The organism is Variovorax monticola (assembly GCF_051216855.1).
GTDB lineage: Bacteria > Pseudomonadota > Gammaproteobacteria > Burkholderiales > Burkholderiaceae_C > Variovorax.
Genome location: NZ_JBPJZP010000001.1, coordinates 515,163 through 538,991, shown reverse-complemented (window position 1 = coordinate 538,991; position 23,829 = coordinate 515,163). Strand labels below are relative to the sequence as shown.

The window sequence follows — 23,829 nt, the reverse complement described above, 5'->3', positions numbered from 1 at the left end:
AAGCCTCTTCCCCCTCGCACCACCTGTTGTTTCATGGAGTTTCAAAGATGATGAACCGAACCGACCCCGTCTGGCTGATCACCGGATGCTCCACCGGCTTCGGCCGCGAACTTGCCAAGCTGGTGCTGGCGCGCGGATGGCGCGCCGTGGTCACCGCGCGCAACCCCGCCCAGGTGGCCGACATTGCGCAGGGCCATGGCGATCGTGCGCTGGTGCTGCCGCTGGACGTGACGCGCCGCGAGCAGATCGCGCACGTGGTGGCGCAGGCGCGGCAGCATTTCGGGCGCATCGACGTGCTCGTCAACAACGCGGGCTACGGCTACCTGGCCGCCATCGAGGAAGGCGACGACAAGGAAGTGCGCGACATGTTCGAGACCAACGTCTTCGGCCTGATCGACATGACCAAGGCCGTGCTGCCGGTGATGCGCGCGCAGGGCAACGGCCTGGTTGTGAACGTGTCGTCCATCGGCGGGCTTGCGAGCTTTGCGGCCACGGGCTACTACCACGGCACCAAGTACGCGGTGGAAGGTCTGTCGGAATCGCTGGCGGTGGAGCTCAAGCCGCTGGGCATCGGCGTGCTGATCGTCGAGCCGGGTCCGTTCCGCACGAACTGGGCGGGGCCTTCCATCCAGCAGTCGGCCACACGCATCGAGGCCTACGACGCCACCGCGGGCGAGCGCCGCAGGCAGACGGCCGCGCGCAGCGGCAACCAGGCCGGCGACCCGGTGCGCGCCGCGCAGGCCATCATCGACGCCGCGCTGTCCGACAAGCCGCCGCTGCGCCTGGTGCTGGGCAAGGCGGCGCTCGACCTGGCGCGCAAGAAGCTCGAGTTCATGCGTGGCGACTTCGATGCGTGGGAGGCCACGACGCTGGGCGCCGATTTTCCGCCGGGCGAGGGCTGACCCGTTCAGGGCGGGGTAGGCGGCCGGGGCAACGGCCCAGCGCCTCGCACGCGTCGGGTCGCGTGGCGCAATGCGCTCACCATGCCTTCATCCGCGCGATGAGCCATTGGCCCGCCGGCCCGGGCGGCGTGGCCGCGGGGTACACGGCCGACATGGTCAACGGCGTGCCTTCGCGCGGCAGGTCTTGCGCGTCGAGCAGCACCAGCGTGCCCGCGGCGATGTCCTGCGCCACCATGTGCAGCGGCATGCTGCCCCAGCCGACGCCGTCCTTCAGGAACGCGTGCTTGGTCGACAGGTCGGCCAAGCGCCACGTCGAGGGCGACAGCACGCCGAAGTCCTGCCCCGCGAGCAACGGCGACCGGTCGGTCAGCACCAGCTGCACATGCCTGGCGAGGGCGTCTTTCGGTATCTGCCCTTTCCATGCCGCGAGCGGGTGCTCCGGCGCCGCGACAGTCACCAACGACACCTGCCCCAGGCGTTCGATGGTCAGTGAAGGGAACGCGACCGGCAGGGCACCCAGAAGGCCCAGGCTGCACCGGCCGTCCATCACCGGCTGGTAGGCGGCGCCCAGACCTTCGACGAAGAGCCGCAACGGCGTGAGGGGGAACTGGAGCGCGAACGCCTTCGCGGCCCGCGTGACGGCGGCGGTGGGGAAGAACACGTCGACCACCACCGAGAGCTCGGCTTCGAGGCCCGAGGACATCAGCCGGGCCCGCGCCTTCAGCGTGTCCACGCCCGAGACGATGTGGCGCGCGTCCGCCAGCAACAGCACACCCTCGGGCGTGAGCTTCGGGTAGCGGCCGGAGCGGTCGAACAGCACCACGCCGATCTGCGCCTCCAGGCTGCCGACCCAGCCGCTCACGGCCGACTGCACGCGGTTGAGCTTGCGGGCCGCGGCGGAGAAGCTGCCTTCGTCCACGGCCGCGATGAAGGTCCGGAGCTGGTCGAGTGAAACGCCGTCGAGCATGGTGGGGTTGATCCATCTCATAGGGAGATGGTTCGAATCTCAATATACCGGCTTCTCAGATCGATGCAAGGCGCTCACCATTCCCCCATCGATTCACAACCCCTCACGGAAAGCACTTCATGACCTATTCCATCATCGGCACCGGCAACGTCGGCACCGCACTTGCCCGCCATTTCGCCCGCGTCGGCCTCGACGTGGCCATTGCCAACACCCGCGGCCCCGACTCGCTCGCCGCGCTGGCCGACGAACTCGGCAGCCACGTCACCGCCAGCACCTTGCCCGACGCACTCGCGGCGGACGTGGTCATCCTGGCCGTGCCGTTTCGCGCGCACGCAGCGGTGGCGAGCGCGGCCACGACCGGCTGGGCCGGCAGGATCGTCGTCGACGCGATGAACACCTACGGCATTGCACCGGAAGAGCTAAAGGGCCAGCTCTCCAGCGATGTGGTGGCTTCCGCATTCCCAGGCGCGAAAGTCGTCAAGACCTTCAACCAGCTGCCCGCGAAATTGCTGGCGGCCAACCCCGCGGAAAACGGCGGCAAGCGCGTGATGTTCGTGGCGAGCAACGATGAAGCGGCCAGCGCGGCGGTCGCGCAACTGGTGGACGCGCTGGGCTTCGCGCCCATCGCCCTGGGCAAGATCGCCGAGGGCGGTGCGTTGCTGGCGCTGGGCGGTCCGCTGGTGCTGAAGAACCTCGTCAAGCACGGCTGATGGGCAAGGCCTTCCCGGCCTTTTGCGTGCCGGCCCGTGCGGCCTACAGCACGAACCAGCCCACAGCCACGTAATGGCTCGCCGTGCCCGCCAGCACGAACAGGTGCCAGGCGCCGTGCGCATGGCGAAAGCCTTGCCGGTTGCGATAGAACACCGTGCCCGCCGTGTACAGCACGCCGCCGACCAGCAGCCACGCCAGCCCGGCGGTGTCGAGCCGCGCGGCCAGCGGCACGGCGGCCAGCACGCCGAGCCAGCCCATGCCGATGTAGAGCGACAGCGGAGGCTTCTTCGGCGCAGTTCCGCTGGCCGGCCTCAGCTCGCGCCAGATGCCGAACAGCGCCGCGCTCCAGATGACCGCCAGCAATCCGCCACCCCACACACCGTGCAACGTGACCAGCGCAAAGGGCGTGTAGGTGCCCGCGATCAGCAGGTAGATGGCGCAATGGTCTGCCCGCTCCCACATGCGCTTCAGGCGTCCGCGCGTGCTGTGGAAGAGGGTGGAGGCCGCGTACAGCGCCACGGCGGACAGCGAGAACACCAGCGCCCCCGCGATGCGCGCGGGGTCGCCGGTGGGCACGGTCTTGGCCAGCAGTGCCGCCGCCGCGGGCAGCGCGAGCAGCAGGCCGAGCAGGTGGCTGTAGCCGTTGAGTCGTTCGCCGGGGTACATGGGGGTGTGCGTGCGGGGCGGGGCCTCAGCGGCCCGTTTCCTTCAGGTAGGTCTTGCGCGCGGCGAAGGCCGTGTTCGCGAAGTCCGAGAACACGCCGTCGATGCCGGCGCGAAAGTACGCCAGGTACTCGGCCGCCGGGTCGCCCTTGTACACGCCGGCCAGGTACTTGGCTTCGTTGCGGAAGGTGTAGCTGTGCACGAACAGCCCGGCCTTGTGCGCGTCGGCGATCAGGGCGGTGGGCTTGACGGTGTTCACGTCGGCCAACCCCTTGCCCGCGGCGAACGGCACCACGGTGTGGGCCATGACCTGCGGCTTCCACGGGCCGATGCCGTCGGCATAGGTCTTCACCTCGGCCAGGCCGGCGGGCGTGAGCATCTCGCCGAACCACTTCGGATTGCCGGCCAGGGTCCAGCTGTAGGGGCGGCCGTCGACGAAGGTGTAGACGTCGTTGGTCACGTAGATCATCTCGCCGGTCTGGTAGTTGACGTCGTTGCCGTCCACCAGCTGCACCGCGCGCGCCTTCATGCCGGCCGAGCGCAGGTACTTCAGGCTCTCGGGCTCGAAGCTCTGCACGAAGATCGGTGCGTCCTTGCGGTTGAGCTCGTTGAAGTTCATGACCTTCAGCAGCGCGTCTTCCAGCGGATGGCTGCCCGCCGGGCCGCAGCCGTTGGCAATGGCTTGCGCGTTGTTCCAGATCGGGTTCTTGGTTTCCGGGTACACGCTGAGCGCGCGGCCGGTGGAGGCGCTCTTGGCCCGGGCGATGTCGATCACTTCCTGGAAGCTCAGGATCGGCAGCTTGCCGTTCAGCTCGGTCGGGCGCTGGTCCCTGGCGTCGTAGGTGGTGCCGCGGATCCACTGGCGCAGCTCGTCCATGGTGAAGTCGGTGATCGACCAGTCGTTGGTGTGGTCCTCGCCGTCGACGATGAGCGACTTGAGCACCGACTTCGGATCGTTCGGGTCGGTCAGGTCGCTCTTGTACTGGGCCGGTCCGTTTTCAGCGATGGCCGGGTACTTCACGTTGACCAGCACGCCCGGCACGGTGCGCTTGCGGGCCGCGACGGCGGTGTTGGTGGCGGCTACGTCGGCCACGTTGGTGTTGTCGCTGAGCCAGGGGTTGTGGCGCGCCACCAGCACGCAGTCTTTCGTGAGGTGCAGGTCGGTTTCCAGCGAATCGGCACCGGCGTCGGCCGCGGCTTCGTAGGCGGTCTTCGTTTCCTCGGGGTACAGGCCCGGCAGGCCGCGGTGGCCGATGACGAGGGGCACCGAGCCGTCGAGCGTGCCCAGCGGCGCGGGTGCGGGCGCCGGGGGCGCCGGTGCAGGCGCGGGGGCCGGCGGAAGCACCGGGAACGCGACGCCGTTGCCGCTGCCGCCGCCACAGGCGGCGATCACGAGGCAGCCGCCGATCAAGGCCATGGCCGCAAGAACGGCGCGAACCGGGCGGGGAGCGGGCGCAGAAACGATCTGTGTCATGGGCGGTCTCGCGTGTGCGTTGGAAGGAGATCGAAAGCCGGCGGATGCTAGGTTCGGCCCGTGACGCGACGGTGACCGGGTTGTCCGCATGCGCGGGCGCCATGCAGAATCGCGACGCCCCTGCCTTTTGCGAGAACGACGTCATGAACCTTCCTCCTCTGCCTGCCCTGCGCGGCGGCCTGCTGGCCCTGCTTGCGGCGGCGCTCTTCGGCATCAGTACGCCGCTGGTGCAGCGCGCGGGCGAGGGCCTGGGCGCGTTCACCACGGCGGCGCTGCTCTATGCCGGCGCCGCCTGCATGGGCGCCTGGCTGCGCCGGCCCGTGGCGCTTGAAGCGGCGCTGCGCCGCGCCGACCTGAAGCGGCTCTCGTGGATGGCGCTGTTCGGCGCGGTCATCGGGCCGGTCGCACTCGTGTGGGGCCTGCAGCAAACCAGCGGCACCAGCGCTTCGCTGATGCTTGCGCTCGAGGCTCTGTTCACCGCGGTGCTGGCGCGCGCGCTGTACCGTGAAGTGATGGACCGCCGCGTCTGGGTCGCGATGCTGTTGCTGCTCGCAGGCGGCCTCGTGCTCGTGATCGACAGGGGGCTGAGCGGCGGTGTGCAGCTGCTGGGCCTGCTCGCGGTGCTGGCGGCCACGGCGGCCTGGGGCATCGACAACACGCTGTCGCGTGCGCTGGCCGAGCGGGATCCGGGGCAGGTGGTGCTCGGCAAGTCGGCGCTGGGTGCGGGCGCGACGCTCGTGCTGGCGCTGGTGGCCGGGGAACCGCTGCCGCACGGGCTGGCCGCGCTGGCATTGCTGGCCATCGGCGCCAGCGGCTACGGCCTGAGCCTGCGGCTGTACCTGCTGGCACAGCGGGCCTTCGGCGCGGCGCGCACGGGCTCGGTGTTCGCGTTCGCGCCCTTCATCGGCGCGCTGGTCGCCATCGGGCTGGGCGACCGGGCCTTGAGCTGGGGCATGGCGACCGGCGGCGTGCTGATGCTGGCCGGCGTGGTGCTGCACCTGGCCGAATCGCACGGCCACGCGCACGACCACGACCTGCTCGACCATGAGCACGCGCACCGGCACGACGACGGGCACCACGATCACGTGCATGACGCGATGCCCGCCGGCGAGCACAGCCATCCGCACCGGCACCTGCCGCGGCACCATGCGCATCCGCATGTGCCGGACGCGCACCACGCGCACCCGCACTGAGCTGCACGCAGAACCCGGCGCTCAGCGCAAGCCGGGCACCAGCGTCACCAGCAGGCCGACGGCCGCGCAGGCACCGAGCAGCGGCAGCACGCCGACCTTGAACCGGAAGAGCGCCACGGTCGCCGCCACGGCGATGACGGCCGAGACGGCATCGAAGTGCCCGCCGAAGCCCTTCGGCCACAGCACGTGGTAGGCGAAGAACAGCGCCAGGTTCAGGATCACGCCGACCACGGCCGCAGTGATGGCCGAGAGCGGCGCGGTGAACCCGAGCTTGCCGTGCGTGGCCTCGATGAGCGGGCCGCCCGCCAGGATGAAGACGAAGGAGGGCAGGAAGGTGAAGAAGGTCACCACCGTGGCCGCGAGCGCGCCGCCCATGAAAGGCGCGCCCGCGCCGGCCACCTGCTGCAGCCAGCCGCCGACGAAGCCGACGAAGGCCACCACCATGATCAGCGGGCCCGGCGTGGTTTCGCCGAGGGCGAGGCCGTCGATCATCTGCGTGCCGTTCAGCCAGCGGTGCTGCTCCACCGCGCCCTGGTACACATAGGGCAGCACGGCATAGGCGCCGCCGAAGGTCAGCAGCGCCGCCTTGGTGAAGAACGCGCCCATCTGCGCCAGCGTGCCGTGCCAGCCCTGCGCGGCGACGAGCCCGCCCATGGCCAGTGCCCATAGCACCAGCCCCACGGCGAGCACCGTGGCCAGCCGGCGCCGGGTGAAGCGCGCATGCGGCGGCGTGGGCGTGTCGTCGTCGATCAGGGCCGGCCCGCAGCCCGCCTTGGCGCTGCCATGGCCGCCGCCCAGTGCGAACACGCCCGGCGCCCAGCGCGCGCCGAAGTGGCCGATCAGCCCGGCCCCGATCACGATGGCCGGAAACGGCGTGTCGAAGGCGAAGATCGCCACAAAGGCCGCGCCCGCGATGCCCCACATCCACGGGTTCTTCAGCGCCCGCGTGCCGATGCGGTGCGCCGCGTGCAGCACCAGCGCGGTCACCGCCGGCTTGATGCCGTAGAAGATGCCCGACACCACGGGCACGTTGCCGTAGGCCATGTAGACCCACGACAGCGCGATCAGGATGAAAAGCGAGGGCAGCACGAACAGCGCGCCGGCCACCACACCGCCCCAGGTGCGGTGCATCAGCCAGCCGATGTAGGTGGCCAGTTGCTGGGCCTCGGGGCCGGGCAGCAGCATGCAGTAGTTGAGCGCATGAAGAAAACGCTTCTCCGAAATCCAGCGCCGGCGTTCCACCAGCTCGGTGTGCATGATGGCGATCTGCCCCGCCGGGCCGCCGAAGCTGATGAAACCGAGCTTGAGCCAAAAGCGGAAGGCTTCGGCCCAGGAAACGGGTTGCAGGGGTGCAGCAGGTACTTGGGGTACTGGGGGTGCAGTGGGTGTGTCGGTGCGTGCGGTGTCCACGGAAAGCTCAGGTCGGGTTGCCAGCACTTGGACGGGACCCCGTCTGACCTTGCAGACCGGGAGGCTGAGACCCCGGGGAGGCGGATCGTAGCAGGGCCGGACCGCCTTTTGGCCTGCCGGCTAACCCGCGGGCCGCGTGCCCACCAGCACGGGCTGGAAGAACGCGTCGTCGATGCGCCGCACGGTCTGCAGCCCCGCGTCGCGCATGAGCTCGCACAGCCGCACGGTCGACACCGCGTAGTAGCGCGAGCGCATCACGCGCGTGCTCACCGCCTGCGTGGCGAGGTCTTCGGTGACGAAGAAAAAGCTCAGGTCGTAGTGCGCGCCCCGGCCTTCGTCGTCGAAGTCCCACACCTGGAACAGCACATGCCGCCGGCCGTTCTCCACGCGTGCGCCGTAGTGCTTCACGAGGTGGGTGCCGCGCGGCTCGTTCGCGTAGTCGCGCACGCTGACCACGCAGCCGCCGCCCGGTCGCAGGCACGCGACCATCTGCCGGAACGCGACGAGCAGGTCCTCGTCGGTCTGCAGGTGCGGCACCGAGTTGTCGCACGACATCACGAGGTCGAAGCCGCCGCCGTGGTGGGTGTGCGCCTCGCGCATGTCGCACACCGAGAAGCGGATGTCGAGGCCGCGAACGCCGGCCTCGCGGCGCGCGCGTGCGATCTCGTCGGCCGACAGGTCCGACGCGGTCACCGCATGGCCGAGCGCCGCGAGCCCGAGCGCCTGGGTGCCGATGCCGCACGACACGTCGAGCACCTTGCGGGGCGCCGCGTTTGCACCGTCCGCGGGCCATTCTGTCTCGATGAGGCGTGCGAGCTTGCGGCCCTGCACGCGGATGCTCTCGTTCCAGTCCGGATAGATCAGGTGGTAGAGCGGCGCGAGTTCGTCGTAGAAGTCGGTCATGCGGTCATTGTGCGGGGGTACCGCGCAATGCGGCTTCGTACACGGCGAGGTCGCTGGGTGAGAAGCAGCAGAACACGACCTCCCGGACCGAGGCCGCATCCTGCTCTGCGGCGCGCACCGGCCCGGGCGCTGTCAGGCGTCTGCGAAAGCGCTTCGCAGCGCGTGCGACAGGTCGGCAACGAGCGCCTCGCGCTGCGGCGACGGCCGCCGGAAGATGCGGCCGGCGACCGAGCCGGTGCCTGTTTCCCAGTCGGGATGGTTGCGCGCCGGCTGTGCGGCCCGTACGGCGGTCGCCGCGGCCTGGGTCTGCGAATCGCCGCCGGCGGGCGCGTCCGCGCCGATGCGCTGCGTGGCCGCATGGCCGCGCTGCTCCAGCGCCTGCGCGAGTTGAAGCTGCCAGGCCACCAGCGCGAACAGCACGCCGTCTTCCACCGTGAGCTCGTGCATGTCGCGCAGCTTGTTGGCGATCTTGCGCCCGAGCGGACCCCAGCCCTGCGACACCGCGCCGCCGATGGCGCCGCCCAAGGCCGCGCCGGCGCCCAGCGAGATGCCGGCGACGGCCAGGTCGGCCACCACGCCCACCGCCGCGCCGATGGCCGCGCCCTTGCCCAGGCGCAGGCCCGCGTCCTTCATGGCTTCGGGGCTGAAGAAGTCGAGTGTCCAACGGCCTTCGACCAGTGGCAGCGGCGCCTCGTCGGCGTCGCCCTGACGGAAGCCGTAGAGCGCGAGCAGGTCGTCGGTGCAGCGCTGGGCCTTGTCGAGCACCGTCTTCTGCAAGGCGGCCACGAGGGCCTGCCGGCGTACCGCGTCGGCGAACTCGGTGGCCGACACCGTTCGGCGCACCGCCGCGGCATCGACCAGCAGCTCGGCGATGCGCGTGCAGGCCGACTGCCGGCGCCGGGCCGCTTCGGCGTTCAGCGCATCGATCACGCCGTGCAGCGCCTCGCGGTGCTCGCGCAGCAGCGTGGCCAGGTCGTTGTACAGGTCCTGCTCGGCGCCGACGAAAGGGGCTGCCGCATCGAAGCGCACCTGCACGTGCAGGCCGTAAGCCGACAGCAGCTCCTTCCACGCCGTCTCGCGGCTGGCGATGTCGCGCACGAAATTCAGCACCGGCAGCACCGGGCGCGCGCAGGAGTTGAGCAGCTCGATCTCGTCGCGGAACTTGGGCAGCACCGGCTCGCGCACGTCGATGACGAGAAAGGCAGCGTCGATGTCGAGCATGGTGCGCAGCACCTTGGCCTCCTGCTCGAACACGCCGTGGGCCTCGGGGCCTTGCAGGAACTGGCGGATGCGCTCGGGCGGCGTGGCCTGCGTGCCTGGCATCTGGAAACCGGCGAGGTGCTCTCGCAGCGCAACGGCATCTTCGAGGCCGGGCGTGTCGAAGAAGCGCACCGCGGCCGCGCCGTCCACCTCGAGGTCGACCGATTCGACATGGCGCGTGGTGCCGGGGCGGTCCGACACTTCGCCGAAGTGCACGCGCCGCGTGAGCGTGCGCAGCAGCGAGGTCTTGCCCGCGTTGGTGTGGCCGACGACGGCGATGCGGATGGGCGGCTGTGTCATGGCGCGGTGGTGGCGGCGGTCGGGCGCAGGGCGGTGGCCAGGCTGTCGCCGGCCGCGATGCGTTGCAGGCCGGTGCCGTGCAGCCAGTCGAGCCAGCGCTGCGTGGCGCCGGCGTTGGGCGCATCGGCCAGCCACAGCCGGCATTCGCCGCAATGCGCCAACACTTCGCGCAGCAAGCGCTCGGTGCCGCGGTCGGGGCTCGATGCGGCGTGGCAGACCAGCAGCACGGTGCGCGGATGGACGCGCGCCAGCTGGTCGAGCAGCGCGCGGCGCGACGACGCGCTGCCGTCGATGCGTTGCACCTGCAGGGCTGCGGCGGGCAGGGCGGAAGGCGGCCAGGGCATGTCGGGCGGCAGCTCGAAGCCGACGACGAACAGCATGTCCTGCAGTTGCGAATCGGACAGGCCCGCGGGTGTGGCGTCGTGCGCGCGGCCGGGGTCGGCGTCGACGATGGTCGCCGGGGCCATCGCGGCGAAGCGTGCGAGCAGCTTGCGGTAGTAGGGCTCGCTCCAGTCGGGCTGCAGCGCCTTGCGACGGCTGCGCCACATGGCCGCGCTAAACAGCACGAGGGCCACGCGCGGCAGCAGGCCGTAGACCACGATGCAGCCGGTGAGCCACAGCGCCCAGGTGCGCTGGCCTCCTGCATGGGCTGCGCCGGGTGCTGCGGCCAGTATGGTGGTGGCGTCGGGCACCGGAAAGCCGAGCTTCGCGGGCGCCCAGCCGAGCGCGTGCACGGCCTGCACGAAGAAAGCGGGATCGAGAATCGTCGTCTCCCAACTCAGCGTGTAGCTGCGAAACGCGAGCGCGAACAGCATCGCGGCCAGCACCACCGCGAACGACAGCGACCAGATGCCGTGGCTCACGAGGCCGAAAGCCCATGGCAGCAGCCTGGCGCGCAACAGCAGCCCGGTGGCGGCGCGCACCAGCAGCGGCGCCTGTCCGCGTTTGCCGCCCGCCACCCGCGCGGTGAGCGACAGCCAGATCCACCCGAGCGACGCGATGCCGAACGTGCCCGGTGGCAGCCACAGGCCGGCCAGCCAGGCCAGCAACGTGAGCGCGTGCAGGCCCAGCAGGCTGACCAGCGCGACGATCACGTTGATATGGCGCTCGCCGCCGCCCACCACGTTGCCCGCCAGGCCGAGACCCGCAAGCACGATCAGCGCGACCATGCCGAGCAGCACCCACGGCGCCCATTGACGGGCACGGGTCAGTTCGGGTTGGAGGCCGAGGCGTTCGCCGAGGAGAAGCGCGCGCTCGGTGATTCGCGCATGGCTGCCGGCACTGTGCGAGGCGGCGGTGCGCATGGCTTGCGCGTCGTCCAGTGGGCCGTTCTGCTCGGCCCATCGAACAGCCTCGGTGATCACCGCATCGGAAAAAGCAGGTTCGCGCAACGCGGTGTCGGTCAACAGGGGCCCTTCGCTGAGGAGGCCCCGCGCAGGGTCAGGGCGCGCAAATTATGCCCGCCGCGTCGCGGGCGCCCCCATGAGAAACGGGGCCGCAAGCGGCCCCGTTTCCCAAGGTGCAAGAGTCGGTGGCGCGTGCCAGGTCTCTCAGCGAAGGCCGAAGAACGAAAGCACGGCAACCACGACCACGACCAGACCGACGATGTAGATGATGGAATTCACGCGAGGGCTCCTGTATGTTGAATATGTGCATAGCTTCGTTTCGCACGGGCTTCTTGACTGTCGGCAAGGGGCGGCGTGTGGTGTAGGACTCGCGAAGCGAGTTGCCATGACATTTCCCCGGTTTGTCCGCTTTTCTCGTGGACGTGCGCCAGATGTGACCATTGTTTGCAATAGGCCGCGTGCATCCACGCAAGACTCTGGCCCTCCCAGCAAAGGCACGGCCATGCGACCCACCGAGCACATCACCTTCATCGGCCCACGCCCGGGCCATCCCGCCCACCCCGGCGCACGCTCGCCACGGGTGCCCGGTGCCACCCCGACGCGCGTCGATGCGCACCTGCTTCCCACGCTCTTCGACCGCCTGCGTGACGAGGCGCCCAGCCGCACCTCGGAACTGCCTTCGGACTACACCGTCACGCCCGCGCAGCTGCGCGACATCGTGCAGCGCGACCTGGCCTTCCTGCTCAACACCACCAACGCCGAAGACCTGATCGACCGCAAGCGCCATGCCGAAGCGGCCTCGTCGACCCTCAACTTCGGCGTGCCGCCGCTGGCGGGCAGCTACCTGTCGCAGCGCAAGTGGGCGGACATCGAACGCATCATCCGCCGCGCCGTCCACGACTACGAGCCGCGCCTGATTCCCGAGACGGTGTCGGTGGTGCCGCTCATGAAGGAAGGCGGCAGCGCGGCCGAGGAATACAACGTGTTGCTGTTCGAGATCCGCGCCATGATCCATCAGCGGCCCTACCCGCTGGAGTTCATGGTGCAGAGCGCGGTCGATCTCGAAACCAACCGTATGAGCGTGCTGCGCGTTGCGCGCTGACGCGTTCCCCCTTCACCCCATCGCTTCACTTCAGGGACCCCGATTCCATGGACCCCCGACTCCTCGACTACTACAACAAAGAGCTGGTCTACATGCGCGAGGCGGCCAGCGAGTTCGCCCGGTCGCACCCGAAGATCGCCCGGCGCCTGGGCATGCACGGCATCGAGGTGGCCGACCCGTACGTGGAGCGGCTGATCGAGTCTTTCAGTTTCCTTTCGGCGCGCATGCAGATCAAGCTGGACGCGGAGTTTCCGCGCTTCACGCAGCGCCTGCTCGAGGTGCTCTACCCCAACTACCTGAGCCCCACGCCGTCGATGGCCGTGGCGCAACTTCACCCCAGCGTGAAGGAGGGCGACTTCACGCGCGGCTTCGTGGTGCCGCGCGGCACGGCCTTCCATGCGCGCGTGCCGACCGGCGAGGAAACGCCGTGCGAATTTCGCTCGAGCCAGGACGTGACGCTGTGGCCCTTCGAGATCGTCGACGCCAGGCTGACCGGCGCGCCGCCCGACATTCCCGCGCTGGAGCGCTACGTGCCGCCGCACGTGCAGGTGGCGGGCGCGCTGCGCCTTCGGTTGCGCATCGCGGGCGAAATGAACTTCAGCGCACTGGCGGGGCTCGACCGGCTGCCCATCTACCTGCGCGGCAACGAGCAGGTGGCCTCGCACCTGTTCGAGCTGCTGCACACCTCGGCGGTGGCCACCTTCGTCGGCGAGCCGGGCAAGCTGGCCGACCGGCCGCACGTGGTGACCGACGGCGCGCTGGTGCACGAAGGGCTGGCGCCCGGCGAGGGTTTGCTGCCGCTGGAATGGAACACCTTTCACGGCCACAACCTGCTGCACGAGTACTTCGCGTGCCCCGAGCGCTTCTACTTCTTCACGCTGACGCAGCTGGCACCGGGGCTGGCGCGCGTGCACGGCAAGGAGGTCGAGATCGTGGTGCTGCTGAGCAAGCCGCCGGGCGCGTTGGGCGCACTGGTCGACGCGGGCCAGTTCGCGCTGTTCAGCACGCCGGTGGTCAACCTGTTCGAGCGGCGCACCGACCGCATCGAACTCGACGAGGCGCAGCCCGAGTTCCACCTGGTGCCCGACCGTTCGCGCCCGCTCGACTTCGAGGTCTATTCGGTGCAGCGCATCGCGGGGCAGCAGGCGCAGACCACGGCCGAGCTGGAGTTTCGCCCGCTCTACCAGACGCTCAATGAAGACGAGGGCAACTACGGGCGCTACTTCTCGGTGCGCCGCGAGCAGCGGCTCGCGTCCGACACGGCGCGCAAGTACGGCACGCGCACGCCGTACATCGGCACCGAGGTGTTCCTGTCGCTGGTCGACCAGCACGAGGCGCCGTACCCCGGCAGCCTGCGCTACCTGTCGGTGAAGGCCATGCTCACGAACCGCGACCTGCCGTGCCTGGTGCCGCGCAACGGGCACTCCGACCTGGCGGTGGCCGACTCGGTGCCGGTGTCGGCCGTGGGCCTCATTCGCCCGCCGAGCACACCCAAGTCGCCGTTCGCGCAACGCGAAATCGCCTGGCGCCTGATTCGCCAGCTGGGCTTCAACCACCTGCCGCTGGCCGACATGCCGCACCGCGAGGGCGCCCAGGCGCTGCGCGGCATGCTGCGGCTGTTCGTCACCGCCGACAACGACGTGCTGGGCCGCCAGATCGACAGCCTCGTCGGCTCGCGCATCGAACCAGTGACGCGGCGCCTGCCGGGCGCGGGGCCGCTCATCTACGGGCGTGGCGTGCAGTGCACGCTGAGCGTGGACGAAGAGGGCTTTTCGGGCACCAGCCCCTACCTGCTGGGCCTGGTGCTGGAGCACTACCTCGCGCGGCACGTGAGCATCAACGTGTTCACGCAGACGGTGCTCGAGTCGATGCAGCGCGGCACGGTGGCGAAGTGGCCGGTGCGCAGGGGAGGGCGCGGCATCGTCTGACCTGCCCCCCGGGCTCAGATCGCCGGATGCAGGCCGCGCACCGGGCTGACCGATTCGAGCAGTGCAGCGGCGTGCAGCAGCGTCGATTCAGCCAGCCATGTCGACACCAGCTGCACCCCGATCGGCATGCCGTCGCGGCTGGTTCCGAACCTGATCGACATGCCCGGCAGGCCCGTCAGGTTCAGCGGCACCGTCGAGCCCTGGAGGTAGGTGGCGTTCACCTTCTGGCCGTTGATCGTGAATTCCGTGACGCCGTGCTTCTGCGCCGGAATCGGCTGCACCGGCGTGACCAGCACGTCGTAGCGCTCGAAGTAGTCGGCGAAGCCGTCCCTCAGCCGCTCGGCGGCCTGCTCGGCTTCGATGTAGTCCTTCATCGACGTGTCGGGCGTGGCCAGCATGGTCCTGGCCATCAGGTAGATCTCGTCGTCGCCCCGACCGGCCGTGGCTTGCGCGAACGCGGGCTTCATCTCCATCACGTGAAGGCGATTGAAGACGTCGAGGGCAAAGTCCCGCTCGAGCGCCGGAATGCGCACCGGCTCCACGATGCAACCCAGGCTCTCGAGCGCCGCGGCCGCCGCGTGGACAGTCGCCGCGACTTCGGGATCGATCGGCCCGAAGCCGGGTTCGACCAGCCAGCCGACGCGCAACGGACGCGCCAGCGAGGCACCGAAACCGGCCACGAAAGGACCGCTGCTCGAAGCGAAAGCGTCGGCCCCGTCCGGTCCCGCGATGAGGGAGTAGGCCAGCGCGACATCGCGAACGCTGCGCGCCATGGGCCCGACGTGCCAGAAGCGACGCGGCGCCCGTGGCCAGATGCCCGTCATGGGCACGCGCCCATGGGTCGCCTTGAGTGACGTGATGCCGGTCTGGGCGGCCGGCCCGCGCACGGAAATCGCCAGGTCGGTGCCAAGGCCCAGCGGGGACATGCCGGCCGCGATTGCAGCCGATTCGCCGCCGCTCGACCCGCCGGGCGTGCGCTCCAGGTTCCAGGGGTTGTTGGTCCGGCCGGAGAGCAGGTTGTCGCTCTCGATCCAGTAGGAAAACTCGGGAAGGTTCGTCTTCGCCAGCAGGATTCCGCCAGCGCTTTTCAGGCGCGCGACGCTGGTGGCATCGGTGTCGGGCGTCCGGCCCCTGAAGATGGGCGAGCCGCGTTGCGTCGGCACGCCTGCGGTGTCGATCGAATCCTTCACGGTGAACGGCACCCCGTGCAGGGGGCCTAGCGCGGCGCCGGCCATGACGGCCGCCTCGGCCGCCTTGGCCGCCGCCAGCGCGTTGTCCGCGAGCGTGACGATGGCGTTGACCTGGGGGTTGACGGCTTCGATGCGCGAGAGGTGGGCCTGCACGACCTCGACCGGAGAAAGCTCGCGTTTGCGGATGAGTTCGGCCAGTCGGGTGGCGTCGTAACGGGTGATGTCGGATTGCATGACGGGTCTTTCTATCTATCAGTTGGTAGACGGCGGATGCTAGGGAGTCGAGAGGCGTCGGTCAACCTCTATCTATCACTTGATAGATAAATAATGTGTGACTAAAATCGCACCCAACGCATCTGTCGCTCCGGACAGAACGCAAGACAGCAAGGCATTGACGTGAGCTTGAACTCTCGGGAAGCGATCCTGGCGGCCGCCAGGCGAACCGCGCAGGTGCGCGGCTACAGCGGCCTGAACTTTCGTGATCTCGCGCAGGACGTCGGCATCAAGAGTTCGAGCATTCACTACTACTTTCCGGGCAAGGCCGATCTGGGCGCCGCGGTGGCGAAGCGGTATTGGGAAGACACGGCGGCCACGCTCGAGGCCCTGTCCGCGAGCACGCCGGATCCGCTGGCCTGCCTGCGCGAATATCCCAGCGTGTTTCGCATCTCGCTGGAAAACGAAAACCGGCTGTGCCTGTGCAGCTTCATGGCGGCTGAACACGAGGATCTGCCCGAGGCGGTAAAGAAGGAAGTCCAGACCTTCACCGACATCAACCTGGCATGGCTCGGCAAGGTGCTGTGCGCTGCGGGCGTCACGACTTCCGACGAGAGCGAGCCGCGCGCGCGTGCCATCTTCGCGGCCATTGCCGGCGCGCAACTCATCGCCAGGAGCCGCTCCGACATCTCGCTCTTCGACGCGATGATGGAGAGTTATCGCGTGGTCGGACTCTTCGGGCCGCCCGCCGAGTCTTCCGTGCCTTCGGTCCCGGCCTGAGCCGGACGAGGCAGGCCCACAGCGGACCCGGCTGCGCGGCGCTCAGGCGCGCAGCGCCTGTTCCCCGGAGTCTTCCCCCAAGAAACCGCCGCTCTGGTGCGCCCACAGCCGCGCATACAGCCCGCCCTGGGCCATCAGCGTGCGGTGATCGCCTTCTTCCACCACGCGGCCTTCGTCGAGCACGATGAGCCGGTCCATCGCCGCGATGGTCGACAGCCGGTGCGCAATGGCGATCACGGTCTTGCCTTCCATCAGCGTGTACAGGCTTTGCTGGATCGCTGCCTCGACCTCGGAGTCGAGCGCGCTGGTGGCCTCGTCGAGCAGCAGAATCGGCGCGTCTTTCAGCATCACGCGCGCGATGGCCACGCGCTGGCGCTGGCCGCCTGACAGCTTCACGCCGCGTTCGCCCACATGCGCCTCGTAGCCGTGCCGCCCGCTCGCGTCGCCCAGCGTCTGGATGAAGTCGTGCGCCTCGGCGCGCCGGGCGGCCGCCTCGATCTGCGCCTGCGTGGCGTCGGGCCGGCCGTAGGCCACGTTGTCGGACACCGAGCGGTGCATCAGCGAGGTGTCCTGCGTGACCATGCCGATGTGGCTGCGCAGCGAGTCCTGCGTGACATGCGCGATGTCCTGCCCGTCGATCAGAATGCGCCCGCTCTCCAGGTCGTGAAAGCGCAGCAGCAGGTTCACCAGCGTCGACTTGCCCGCGCCCGAGCGGCCGACCAGGCCGATCTTCTCGCCGGGCTTCACCGTGAGGTTCAGGTCGTCGATGACGCGGCGGCCGCCGTCGTCGTTGCTCAGGCCGTAGCTGAAGCTCGCATGCTCGAAACGCACCTCGCCGCGCGGCACCGCGAGCACCGTGGCGCCGGGCGCGTCGAGCACGGTGCGCGGGCGCGACAGCGTCTTCATGCCGTCCTGCACCGTGCCGATGTTCTCGAACAGGCTGGTCATTTCCCACATGATCCAGTGCGACATGCCCTGCAGCCGCAGCGCCATCGCGGTGGCCGCGGCCACCGTGCCCACGCCGACCGCGCCGGTCGACCACAGCCACAGCGCCATGCCCGCCATGCCGGCCGTGAGGCCCATGCTCAGCGCGTGGTTGACGATTTCGAAGGCGCTCACCAGGCGCATCTGGCCGTAGCCGGTGTGCATGAACTCGCGCATGGCGTCGCGCGCGAAACCGGCCTCGCGCTGCGTGTGCGAGAACAGCTTGACGGTGGCGATGTTGGTGTAGGCGTCGGTCACGCGCCCGGTCATCAGCGAGCGCGCATCGGCCTGCGCCTTGCCGACCTTGCCCAGGCGCGGCACGAAGTACACCAGCGCGGCGATGTACAGCGCCAGCCAGATCACGAACGGCCACACCAGTTGCGCGTCGAGCACGCCCACCAGGATGATCATGGTGGCCACGTACACGCCCATGGCCACCAGCACGTCGGCCAGCACGAACACGGTTTCGCGCACCGCAAGCGCGGTCTGCATCACCTTGGCGGTGATGCGCCCGGCGAACTCGTCCTGGTAGAAGGCCATGCTCTGGCCCAGCATCAGCCGGTGAAAGTTCCAGCGCAGGCGCATCGGCAGGTTCACCGCCAGCGTCTGGTGCTTGACGATGGTCTGCAGCGCCACCACGCCGATGCTGAGCACCAGAAAGCCGGCCAGCCACAGCAGCGTGTCGCCGCGCTCGGCCCACAGCCGCGAGGGCACCTGGCCGCCGAGCCAGTCGACGATGCGCCCGAGGATGGCGAACAGCGCCGCCTCGAAGATCGACATGACGGCGGTGAGCACCGCCATGGCCGCGATCTTGCCGCGCACGCCGTGCGTGCAGGCCCAGAGAAAGGCGAAGAAGCCCTGCGGCGGGAGCGTGGGTTCGGCGGCAGGGTAGGGGTGAAGCAGTTTTTCGAAGAAGCGGAACAAGTAGACGGTCTCCCAGAGAGCTCAGGACTTTAGCCGCGGTCGTTGATTGACAAATGTTCTTGAAAAATCTCCCTATGGAGTTGTCTGGACAAAAATTTTGCGGAAATATTGAAAATCTCGACAACCGATCACTACCGGCCGCATCACTGCGCCATCGGCGGACCCGGGTGCTTTCGTCAGGCCTTGCCCGAGAACACCGAAGCCGAATCACCGCCGCGATCCGCCGGCTTGCGGCGCGCGGGGCGGCACTGCCAGAGCGCAGTCCGGGAAGGTCTGAACAGGTCACAAATTGGCGTGCGCTGAGGGCCGATGGTGTGCATGGTGATGAATCGCACCTGCAGACCGCGATGTGCGCCTCCATGCCGAAGTGCCATTGGTTGCCTTCACTTCGTGATCGTGCCTTCGCGGCAAGAGGATTTCTCTCACGAAGCATCCGACAGGATCGTGTACGGGCCGTTGCGCGAGTTGGGTGGCGCAGTCTCTGCGGAATTCCGGGAATGCGTCGCTTCACGAAGTGTCGGCGTTTGTCCGGGACAACGTGGTGGGCTGCTTTTCCTGGGACGATCTTCGATCCATCCGCCGTGCCTGGCCGGGAAGGCTGATTCTCAAAGGGATCATGTCGACCACCGACGCTCTTCGCGCCCTGGACGTTGGTGCCGACGGCGTTTTTGTCTCCAACCACGGCGGCCGGCAGTTGGATGCAGGCGCTGCGTCCGTCGACGTGTTGCCGGCCATTGCCGACGCGATCGGTGGACGTGCATCGATACTGATCGACGGCGGCATTCGATCCGGCTCCGACATCGCCAAGGCGCTGGCACTGGGAGCGAACGCTGCATTCGCCGGGCGGACCTTTCTCACTGGCCTGGCCGCGATGGGACGCGACCGTGCTCGCTACACCATCGATCTTCTTGCCGAGGAGGTCGAGGTGGCGATGGCTCAGCTCGGCGTTGCATCGCTCGGCGATCTTCCTTCAGTTCAGATTCGGCATCCGAGGGACTGGCGTATTTCCCTAGAGGTGGTATTCCACAAACAGCATCGGGGCCGTCTGCTTCGTCGATCCCGGCTTGAACTTCGCGGGGTCGTCGCCAAACTTTTTGTGCCGCGACTTCGTCAAGCCAGAGCAATTTGTCGCGATGGCGTTCGAGAGCCTGCGCGCTGGAGACTGATGGAGCGAGACCGCCTGCAAAGCTGTATTCAAAACCAATAACGACGCCGGTTTCCATTGGAAGCGCGGCTTTCTTAATGGAGATGACTTAATGAATAGATAGAGTGAAATCAGCCGCAGTGCGGCGGTGCAGTCCGACTGCATCTTCATTCCTTTCACAGCCATTCATGAAATCGATCGTCTCATCGCGCAGTCCCTTGGTCATCAACGTTCTCGCGGCCCTTTGCCTTTCGGCATGCGGTGGCGGCAGTGGCGGGGGCGTGTCGTTCCCCGTCGTCGCGACGCAGCCTGCTGCCGCCAACCCGTCGACCGTGGTCGCGGCCGGTGCGCCCAAGGACATCGGTTTTACCGACTCCGCGCCCGTGCCCGATCAGCTGGCGGTGCCCCCGTTCATCGACAACGTCGCCAGCAACCAGCGTGGCGACGCGCGCTATGCGACCAAGGACACCAACGCAGGCGTGCGCGTGGTGTCGGGCTTCCTCGACTTCTGGCAGCCCAGCACCCTGCTGGTCGACGCGGGCGCACCGGCACCTGCCCAGGGTAGTTTTCCGGCCGTCGTCGCGTCCAACTGGAGCGGCATTCCGGGTGACACCACCGACGGCAAGCAGCTCAACACGTCGGTGCTGAACAGCAACATCCAGTACGTGATCGACCGCACCAACGCGCGCACCAGCGCACAGGAACTGGCCGCCTACCTCGACGACCGACGCGGCAAGGGCTACAGCATCAGCGACGGCATGGGCCCGCTCACCGGCGCCTGGCGCAGCGCCACGCAGCAGAGCACGACCATCACCGCCATCGCGCCCGACGCCACGACTGTGCTCTACAACGACGGGGGCAACGATGTCGGCGTGGGCGGCGCAGCCAACCCGAGCTTCGGCACGGTGGTGGATCTGCTCAACAACATTGGTGAGAACGGTTCCACCGAACCCGCCAAGCGATTCTTCAAGTACGCACGCCCCTGGCGCTGGAGCGCCAGCGTGAAGGTGGTGCCCGCGCTCGAACCCGCCAAGAGCAGCACGCCCGCCACCGACGGCGGCTTCGTGAGCGGCCACACGGCCGAAGCCGTGCGCAAGTCGCTGGCCTTTGCCTATGTGGTGCCGCAACGCTTCCAGGAGATGGTGGCGCGCGGGCTCGAACTCGGCGAGAACCGCATCGTCGCGGGCATGCATTCGCCGCTGGACGTGGTGGGCGGGCGCATCCAGGGCCATGCCGTGGCGGCTGCCAGCCTGGCCACCGGCGCGAACGTCAGCCGCAAGAGCGCGGCCTACGCGCAGGCGCAATCGGTGCTGACCGCCGCCGTGGGCGCGCGCGATGCCGCCGCCTTCAACGACTTCGCCCATTCTCAGGGGGTGGCGGCCGACCGCTTTGCGGACCACGACGCCAGCAAGGCCGACTACCTGCGCCGCCTCACGTTCGGCTTCAAGCAGGTGGCCGACACCACCAAGGCCGCCGTCGTGCCGAAGGGCGCGGAGGTGCTGCTCGAAACGCGCCTGCCGTACCTCGACGCGATGCAGCGCCGCGTGGTGCTCAAGACCACGGCTGTGCCCTCGGGCTACCCGGTGATGGACGATGCCGAAGGCTGGGGCCGCATCAACCTGTTCGACGCGGCCGACGGCTACGGCGCCTTCAACGGCGACGTGGTCGTGACGATGGACGCGAGCCTCGGCGGCTTCAACGCCATGGACAGCTGGCGCAACAACATCGTCGGCGGCGGCAAGCTCACCAAGAAGGGCAGCGGCACGCTGGCCCTGGGCGGCAGCAACAGCTTTGCGGGCGGCACCCAGCTCATGGCGGGCACGTTGCAGGCCGATTCGGCTGCGGCTTTCGGCAAGGGCGATGTGTATGCCGGCGGCGGCACGCTGGTCTGCAACGCGGCCTCGACCGTCACCATGGCGGGCGCCTACACGCAACTGGCGGGCGCGACGCTGCAACTGAACCTCGCCGGCAACGGCGGCGGTCGCCTGAACGTGGCAGGCGTCGCGGCGCTGGACGGCACTCTGACGCTGAGCTTCAAGGCAGGTGCCACGCCGAGCGTGGGCGACACCTTCACGGTCATCAGCAGCGGCGCGTTGATCGGGCGCTTCTCTTCGATCGTCGTGCCGGGCTTCAAGGTCACCCCGACCTACACGGGCACGCAGCTCGTGGTGCGCATCGACGCTTGATGTCTCGCGGCTGGCGCCGGGACCGGTCAGGGGACCGGCCCGCGTGCCCGCTGCGCGACGCGCGCCGTGGTTCCAGGCGGTATGTGCCTGATCAGCCTCGAGCGTGCTGAGTCAATGGCATGGCGAGTTGCCATCTCCGAACGAACGCCTTGACCAGGGGGTCCTCTTCGTCCGAGCGCCAGACCAGCTCAAGGTCGTAAGAGAAGTCCAGCCCGATGGCCTCGCGCAATACCACCCCCGGCAGCTTTCTGCGAGCACTGGAGACAGGCGCGATGCCGCAACCCAATCCCGCGTCTACAAGATCGATCGACGTGGGGATGTCGGAAATGATGACATTGCCCTGCCTGGGCTGGAAACCTGCGGCGGAAAACGAGGTCATCAGGCGGTCGTACTGGTAGGGCGCGCGCTCGCGCGGAAACAGCAGGAAGGTCTCCTCGCTCAGGTCCTGCAGGCGCAACAAGCGCTTGCGCGCCACTGGCCGATCCCGCGGGATGGCAACGACCATGCGATCCTTGTAGACAGACATTCCGGTGAGCGCAGGATCGAAGGCGGAGCGCCAGGCCATGACGCCCACATCGATTTCGCGACGCTTGAGCATCTCGATCTGCCGCCCCGACAACAACCGGATCAATTCCGTCTTGACGTTCGGCGAAGCCTCCCACATCGAACGGATGGACGCCGACAGCGAAGGCAGCCAGCTGTAGCCGGGCATCACACCGACCCGCAGCTTCCCGGTCAATCCGTTGGCCGCTCCGCCGATTCGATCGGGCAATGAAGCCGCCATCTTGAGCATCTGGTTGGCGTAGTCGAGGAGTTCTTCGCCGGCGCGCGTCAGTACGACGCCCCTGGGCAAGCGATTGAACAAGCGTTGACCGAGTTCTTCTTCGATCATGGAAATCTGGCGCGACAGCGCCGGTTGCACGATGTGCAGCTCAAGGGCGGCGCGCGTAATGCTTCCGAAGCGCGCAACGCTCTCGAAGTACTTCAGTTGACGAAGATCGATGGGCATACCTGCAGGGTATAGGAAGGATCAGTATTCGGCAGTTGTGCCCCCGGGAAGGCATTCATACGATGCCGGATCCCCTGTTGCCTTTTCTCCATGCACGCCACCAGTTTCCCTCCTGAACGAAAGCCCGGTCGCCGAGGTGTACGAGCACTCTCTGCAGATTGCGCCACCGTGTTCTCGGACGTCGATCTCGATCTTCCGGGCAAGCAGGTCGGCTTCTTTCATGTGCCGCATTCGCCGCATCACGATGCGTGGGGAACCGTGCGAGTGCCCCTTGCGGTCATCGCCCGGGGGGAGGGCCCGACGATCATTCTCGAAGGGGGAAATCATGGCGATGAGTATGAAGGCCCCATCGTGCTCGGCGAACTCATCAGGGCGCTGGAGCCGGCCGATGTCCGTGGGCGTCTCATCTTCATTCCCGCCATCAATGCGCCGGCGGTAGCAGCCGGTCTTCGCACGTCGCCCATCGACGGAAAGAACCTCAACCGCGTCTTTCCAGGCGACCACGCGGGCACGATCTCGCAACAGATCGCGGCCTATGTCAGCGATGAACTCATCCCTCGTGCGGATGCATTTCTGAGCCTGCACTCGGGAGGCTCTTCGCTGGACATTGTGCCGAGCACATTGATCCAGCCCACGGGTGACGCGGAACGCGACGCGCAATGCATGCGTGCGGCACTGGCTTTCGGTGCCGACACCAATGTGTTGATGAGCGCTTCCCCGGACACCCGGCTGAGCGTGGCAGCGGCCAGCGCCGCCGGCCTGGTCTGCGTGGCGACGGAAATGGCGGGAGCCGGCACGGTCGACCGGCACGCGCTCGACCTATGCCGCAGCGGTGTACGTCGCGTGCTCGCGCATTGGGGCGTTCTGGCCGGCTGCCGGGAACAACAGCCGAAAGTGCAGAGCAGCAAGTTCTGCCGAATCGTCGATCAGAAAGCGTACGTGCTCGCGACCGACACCGGGGTTTTCGAGCCGCGCCACAAGACAGGCGATCACGTCGAGGAAGGTGCGCTTGCGGGCCTGATCCATTTCCTGACAGATCCTGCCAAGGCGCCGGCCGAATTGAGGTTCAGGCGCAGCGGTCTGATTTACGCGCGCAGGCAGCCGGGTCGCGTGGAGCCCGGCAATGCGTGCTGCGTCGTTGCAACACCCGAATAGCGACGCGCCGGACAACGGCGCAATCCATCGAAGAATCGTTTCCGCAGCGCCCCTGGTGGCGCAGCTTTCCCCACAAGGAACTCCC

At 68.2% G+C, this 23,829-nt stretch carries 19 protein-coding genes; 9 read left to right on the top strand and 10 right to left on the bottom strand.

Going from position 1 to position 23,829, the window contains the following annotated elements; all coding sequences use genetic code 11:
* Positions 1–47 precede the first annotated feature (47 nt).
* Entirely contained in the window at positions 48–902 is an 855-nt protein-coding gene (locus ACSFA5_RS02385) for an oxidoreductase (RefSeq protein WP_435442401.1), read from the top strand.
* A gap of 76 nt (positions 903–978) precedes the next feature.
* Here the strand turns inward: ACSFA5_RS02385 and ACSFA5_RS02380 are convergent, their stop codons facing one another.
* Complete coding sequence (locus tag ACSFA5_RS02380) at positions 979–1,869, bottom strand: LysR family transcriptional regulator (RefSeq protein ID WP_435442984.1); 891 nt, start codon at positions 1,867–1,869, stop codon at positions 979–981.
* A 119-nt stretch (positions 1,870–1,988) separates the two neighbouring features.
* Here ACSFA5_RS02380 and ACSFA5_RS02375 point away from each other — a divergent pair, with 119 nt between their 5' ends.
* A complete protein-coding gene (locus ACSFA5_RS02375) occupies positions 1,989–2,579 on the top strand; it encodes an NADPH-dependent F420 reductase (protein ID WP_435442400.1) in 591 nt (196 codons plus the stop codon).
* Between the two features lie 43 nt (positions 2,580–2,622).
* Here the strand turns inward: ACSFA5_RS02375 and trhA are convergent, their stop codons facing one another.
* Together trhA and ACSFA5_RS02365 are read right to left on the bottom strand one after the other, a co-directional pair.
* Complete coding sequence (trhA, locus tag ACSFA5_RS02370; protein WP_435442399.1) at positions 2,623–3,246, bottom strand: PAQR family membrane homeostasis protein TrhA; 624 nt, start codon at positions 3,244–3,246, stop codon at positions 2,623–2,625.
* 25 nt (positions 3,247–3,271) lie between these two features.
* On the bottom strand, positions 3,272–4,717 hold the full coding sequence (locus ACSFA5_RS02365; protein ID WP_435442398.1) for a glycerophosphodiester phosphodiesterase family protein: 1,446 nt from the start codon (positions 4,715–4,717) through the stop codon (positions 3,272–3,274).
* Positions 4,718–4,860: 143 nt separating this feature from the next.
* Here ACSFA5_RS02365 and ACSFA5_RS02360 point away from each other — a divergent pair, with 143 nt between their 5' ends.
* A complete protein-coding gene (locus ACSFA5_RS02360) occupies positions 4,861–5,910 on the top strand; it encodes a DMT family transporter (protein WP_435442397.1) in 1,050 nt (349 codons plus the stop codon).
* Between the two features lie 21 nt (positions 5,911–5,931).
* Here ACSFA5_RS02360 and chrA read toward each other — a convergent pair whose 3' ends face one another.
* The 4 genes from chrA to ACSFA5_RS02340 all read right to left on the bottom strand — a co-directional run bounded on the left by chrA (position 5,932) and on the right by ACSFA5_RS02340 (position 11,189).
* On the bottom strand, positions 5,932–7,320 hold the full coding sequence (chrA, locus tag ACSFA5_RS02355; RefSeq protein ID WP_435442396.1) for a chromate efflux transporter: 1,389 nt from the start codon (positions 7,318–7,320) through the stop codon (positions 5,932–5,934).
* A gap of 120 nt (positions 7,321–7,440) precedes the next feature.
* Entirely contained in the window at positions 7,441–8,223 is a 783-nt protein-coding gene (locus ACSFA5_RS02350) for a class I SAM-dependent methyltransferase (RefSeq protein WP_435442395.1), read from the bottom strand.
* Positions 8,224–8,355: 132 nt separating this feature from the next.
* Complete coding sequence (locus ACSFA5_RS02345) at positions 8,356–9,783, bottom strand: GTPase/DUF3482 domain-containing protein (protein ID WP_435442394.1); 1,428 nt, start codon at positions 9,781–9,783, stop codon at positions 8,356–8,358.
* Entirely contained in the window at positions 9,780–11,189 is a 1,410-nt protein-coding gene (locus tag ACSFA5_RS02340; protein ID WP_435442393.1) for a DUF2868 domain-containing protein, read from the bottom strand. Before ACSFA5_RS02340 ends, ACSFA5_RS02345 begins: the two co-directional genes overlap by 4 nt.
* A 442-nt stretch (positions 11,190–11,631) precedes the next feature.
* On the opposite strand from ACSFA5_RS02340, the gene tssE reads away from it, so the two are divergent.
* Positions 11,632–12,231: a type VI secretion system baseplate subunit TssE gene (gene tssE, locus ACSFA5_RS02335; protein ID WP_435442392.1), complete on the top strand. Its 600-nt coding sequence runs from the start codon at positions 11,632–11,634 to the stop codon at positions 12,229–12,231.
* A gap of 47 nt (positions 12,232–12,278) precedes the next feature.
* Positions 12,279–14,159, top strand: a complete 1,881-nt coding sequence (gene tssF / locus ACSFA5_RS02330; protein WP_435442391.1) for a type VI secretion system baseplate subunit TssF — start codon at positions 12,279–12,281, stop codon at positions 14,157–14,159.
* Between the two features lie 14 nt (positions 14,160–14,173).
* On the opposite strand, the gene ACSFA5_RS02325 is transcribed toward tssF, so the two are convergent.
* Positions 14,174–15,583 (bottom strand): amidase, encoded by a 1,410-nt coding sequence (locus tag ACSFA5_RS02325; RefSeq protein ID WP_435442390.1) that lies wholly within the window; start codon positions 15,581–15,583, stop codon positions 14,174–14,176.
* A gap of 156 nt (positions 15,584–15,739) precedes the next feature.
* On the opposite strand from ACSFA5_RS02325, the gene ACSFA5_RS02320 reads away from it, so the two are divergent.
* The gene (locus tag ACSFA5_RS02320; protein ID WP_435442983.1) at positions 15,740–16,342 is read left to right on the top strand and encodes a TetR/AcrR family transcriptional regulator; all 603 of its coding nucleotides are present in this window, start codon (positions 15,740–15,742) and stop codon (positions 16,340–16,342) included.
* 42 nt (positions 16,343–16,384) lie between these two features.
* Here the strand turns inward: ACSFA5_RS02320 and ACSFA5_RS02315 are convergent, their stop codons facing one another.
* On the bottom strand, positions 16,385–18,250 hold the full coding sequence (locus ACSFA5_RS02315; protein WP_435442389.1) for an ABC transporter ATP-binding protein: 1,866 nt from the start codon (positions 18,248–18,250) through the stop codon (positions 16,385–16,387).
* A 469-nt stretch (positions 18,251–18,719) separates the two neighbouring features.
* On the opposite strand from ACSFA5_RS02315, the gene ACSFA5_RS02310 reads away from it, so the two are divergent.
* Both ACSFA5_RS02310 and ACSFA5_RS02305 read left to right on the top strand, forming a co-directional pair.
* Positions 18,720–19,457 (top strand): alpha-hydroxy-acid oxidizing protein, encoded by a 738-nt coding sequence (locus ACSFA5_RS02310; protein WP_435442388.1) that lies wholly within the window; start codon positions 18,720–18,722, stop codon positions 19,455–19,457.
* Between the two features lie 125 nt (positions 19,458–19,582).
* Positions 19,583–21,580: an acid phosphatase gene (locus ACSFA5_RS02305; RefSeq protein ID WP_435442387.1), complete on the top strand. Its 1,998-nt coding sequence runs from the start codon at positions 19,583–19,585 to the stop codon at positions 21,578–21,580.
* 91 nt (positions 21,581–21,671) lie between these two features.
* Here the strand turns inward: ACSFA5_RS02305 and ACSFA5_RS02300 are convergent, their stop codons facing one another.
* Entirely contained in the window at positions 21,672–22,589 is a 918-nt protein-coding gene (locus ACSFA5_RS02300) for a LysR family transcriptional regulator (RefSeq protein WP_435442386.1), read from the bottom strand.
* A gap of 168 nt (positions 22,590–22,757) precedes the next feature.
* Between ACSFA5_RS02300 and ACSFA5_RS02295 the strand changes: the two genes are divergently transcribed.
* Positions 22,758–23,744 (top strand): succinylglutamate desuccinylase/aspartoacylase family protein, encoded by a 987-nt coding sequence (locus tag ACSFA5_RS02295; protein WP_435442385.1) that lies wholly within the window; start codon positions 22,758–22,760, stop codon positions 23,742–23,744.
* Positions 23,745–23,829: the final 85 nt, after the last annotated feature.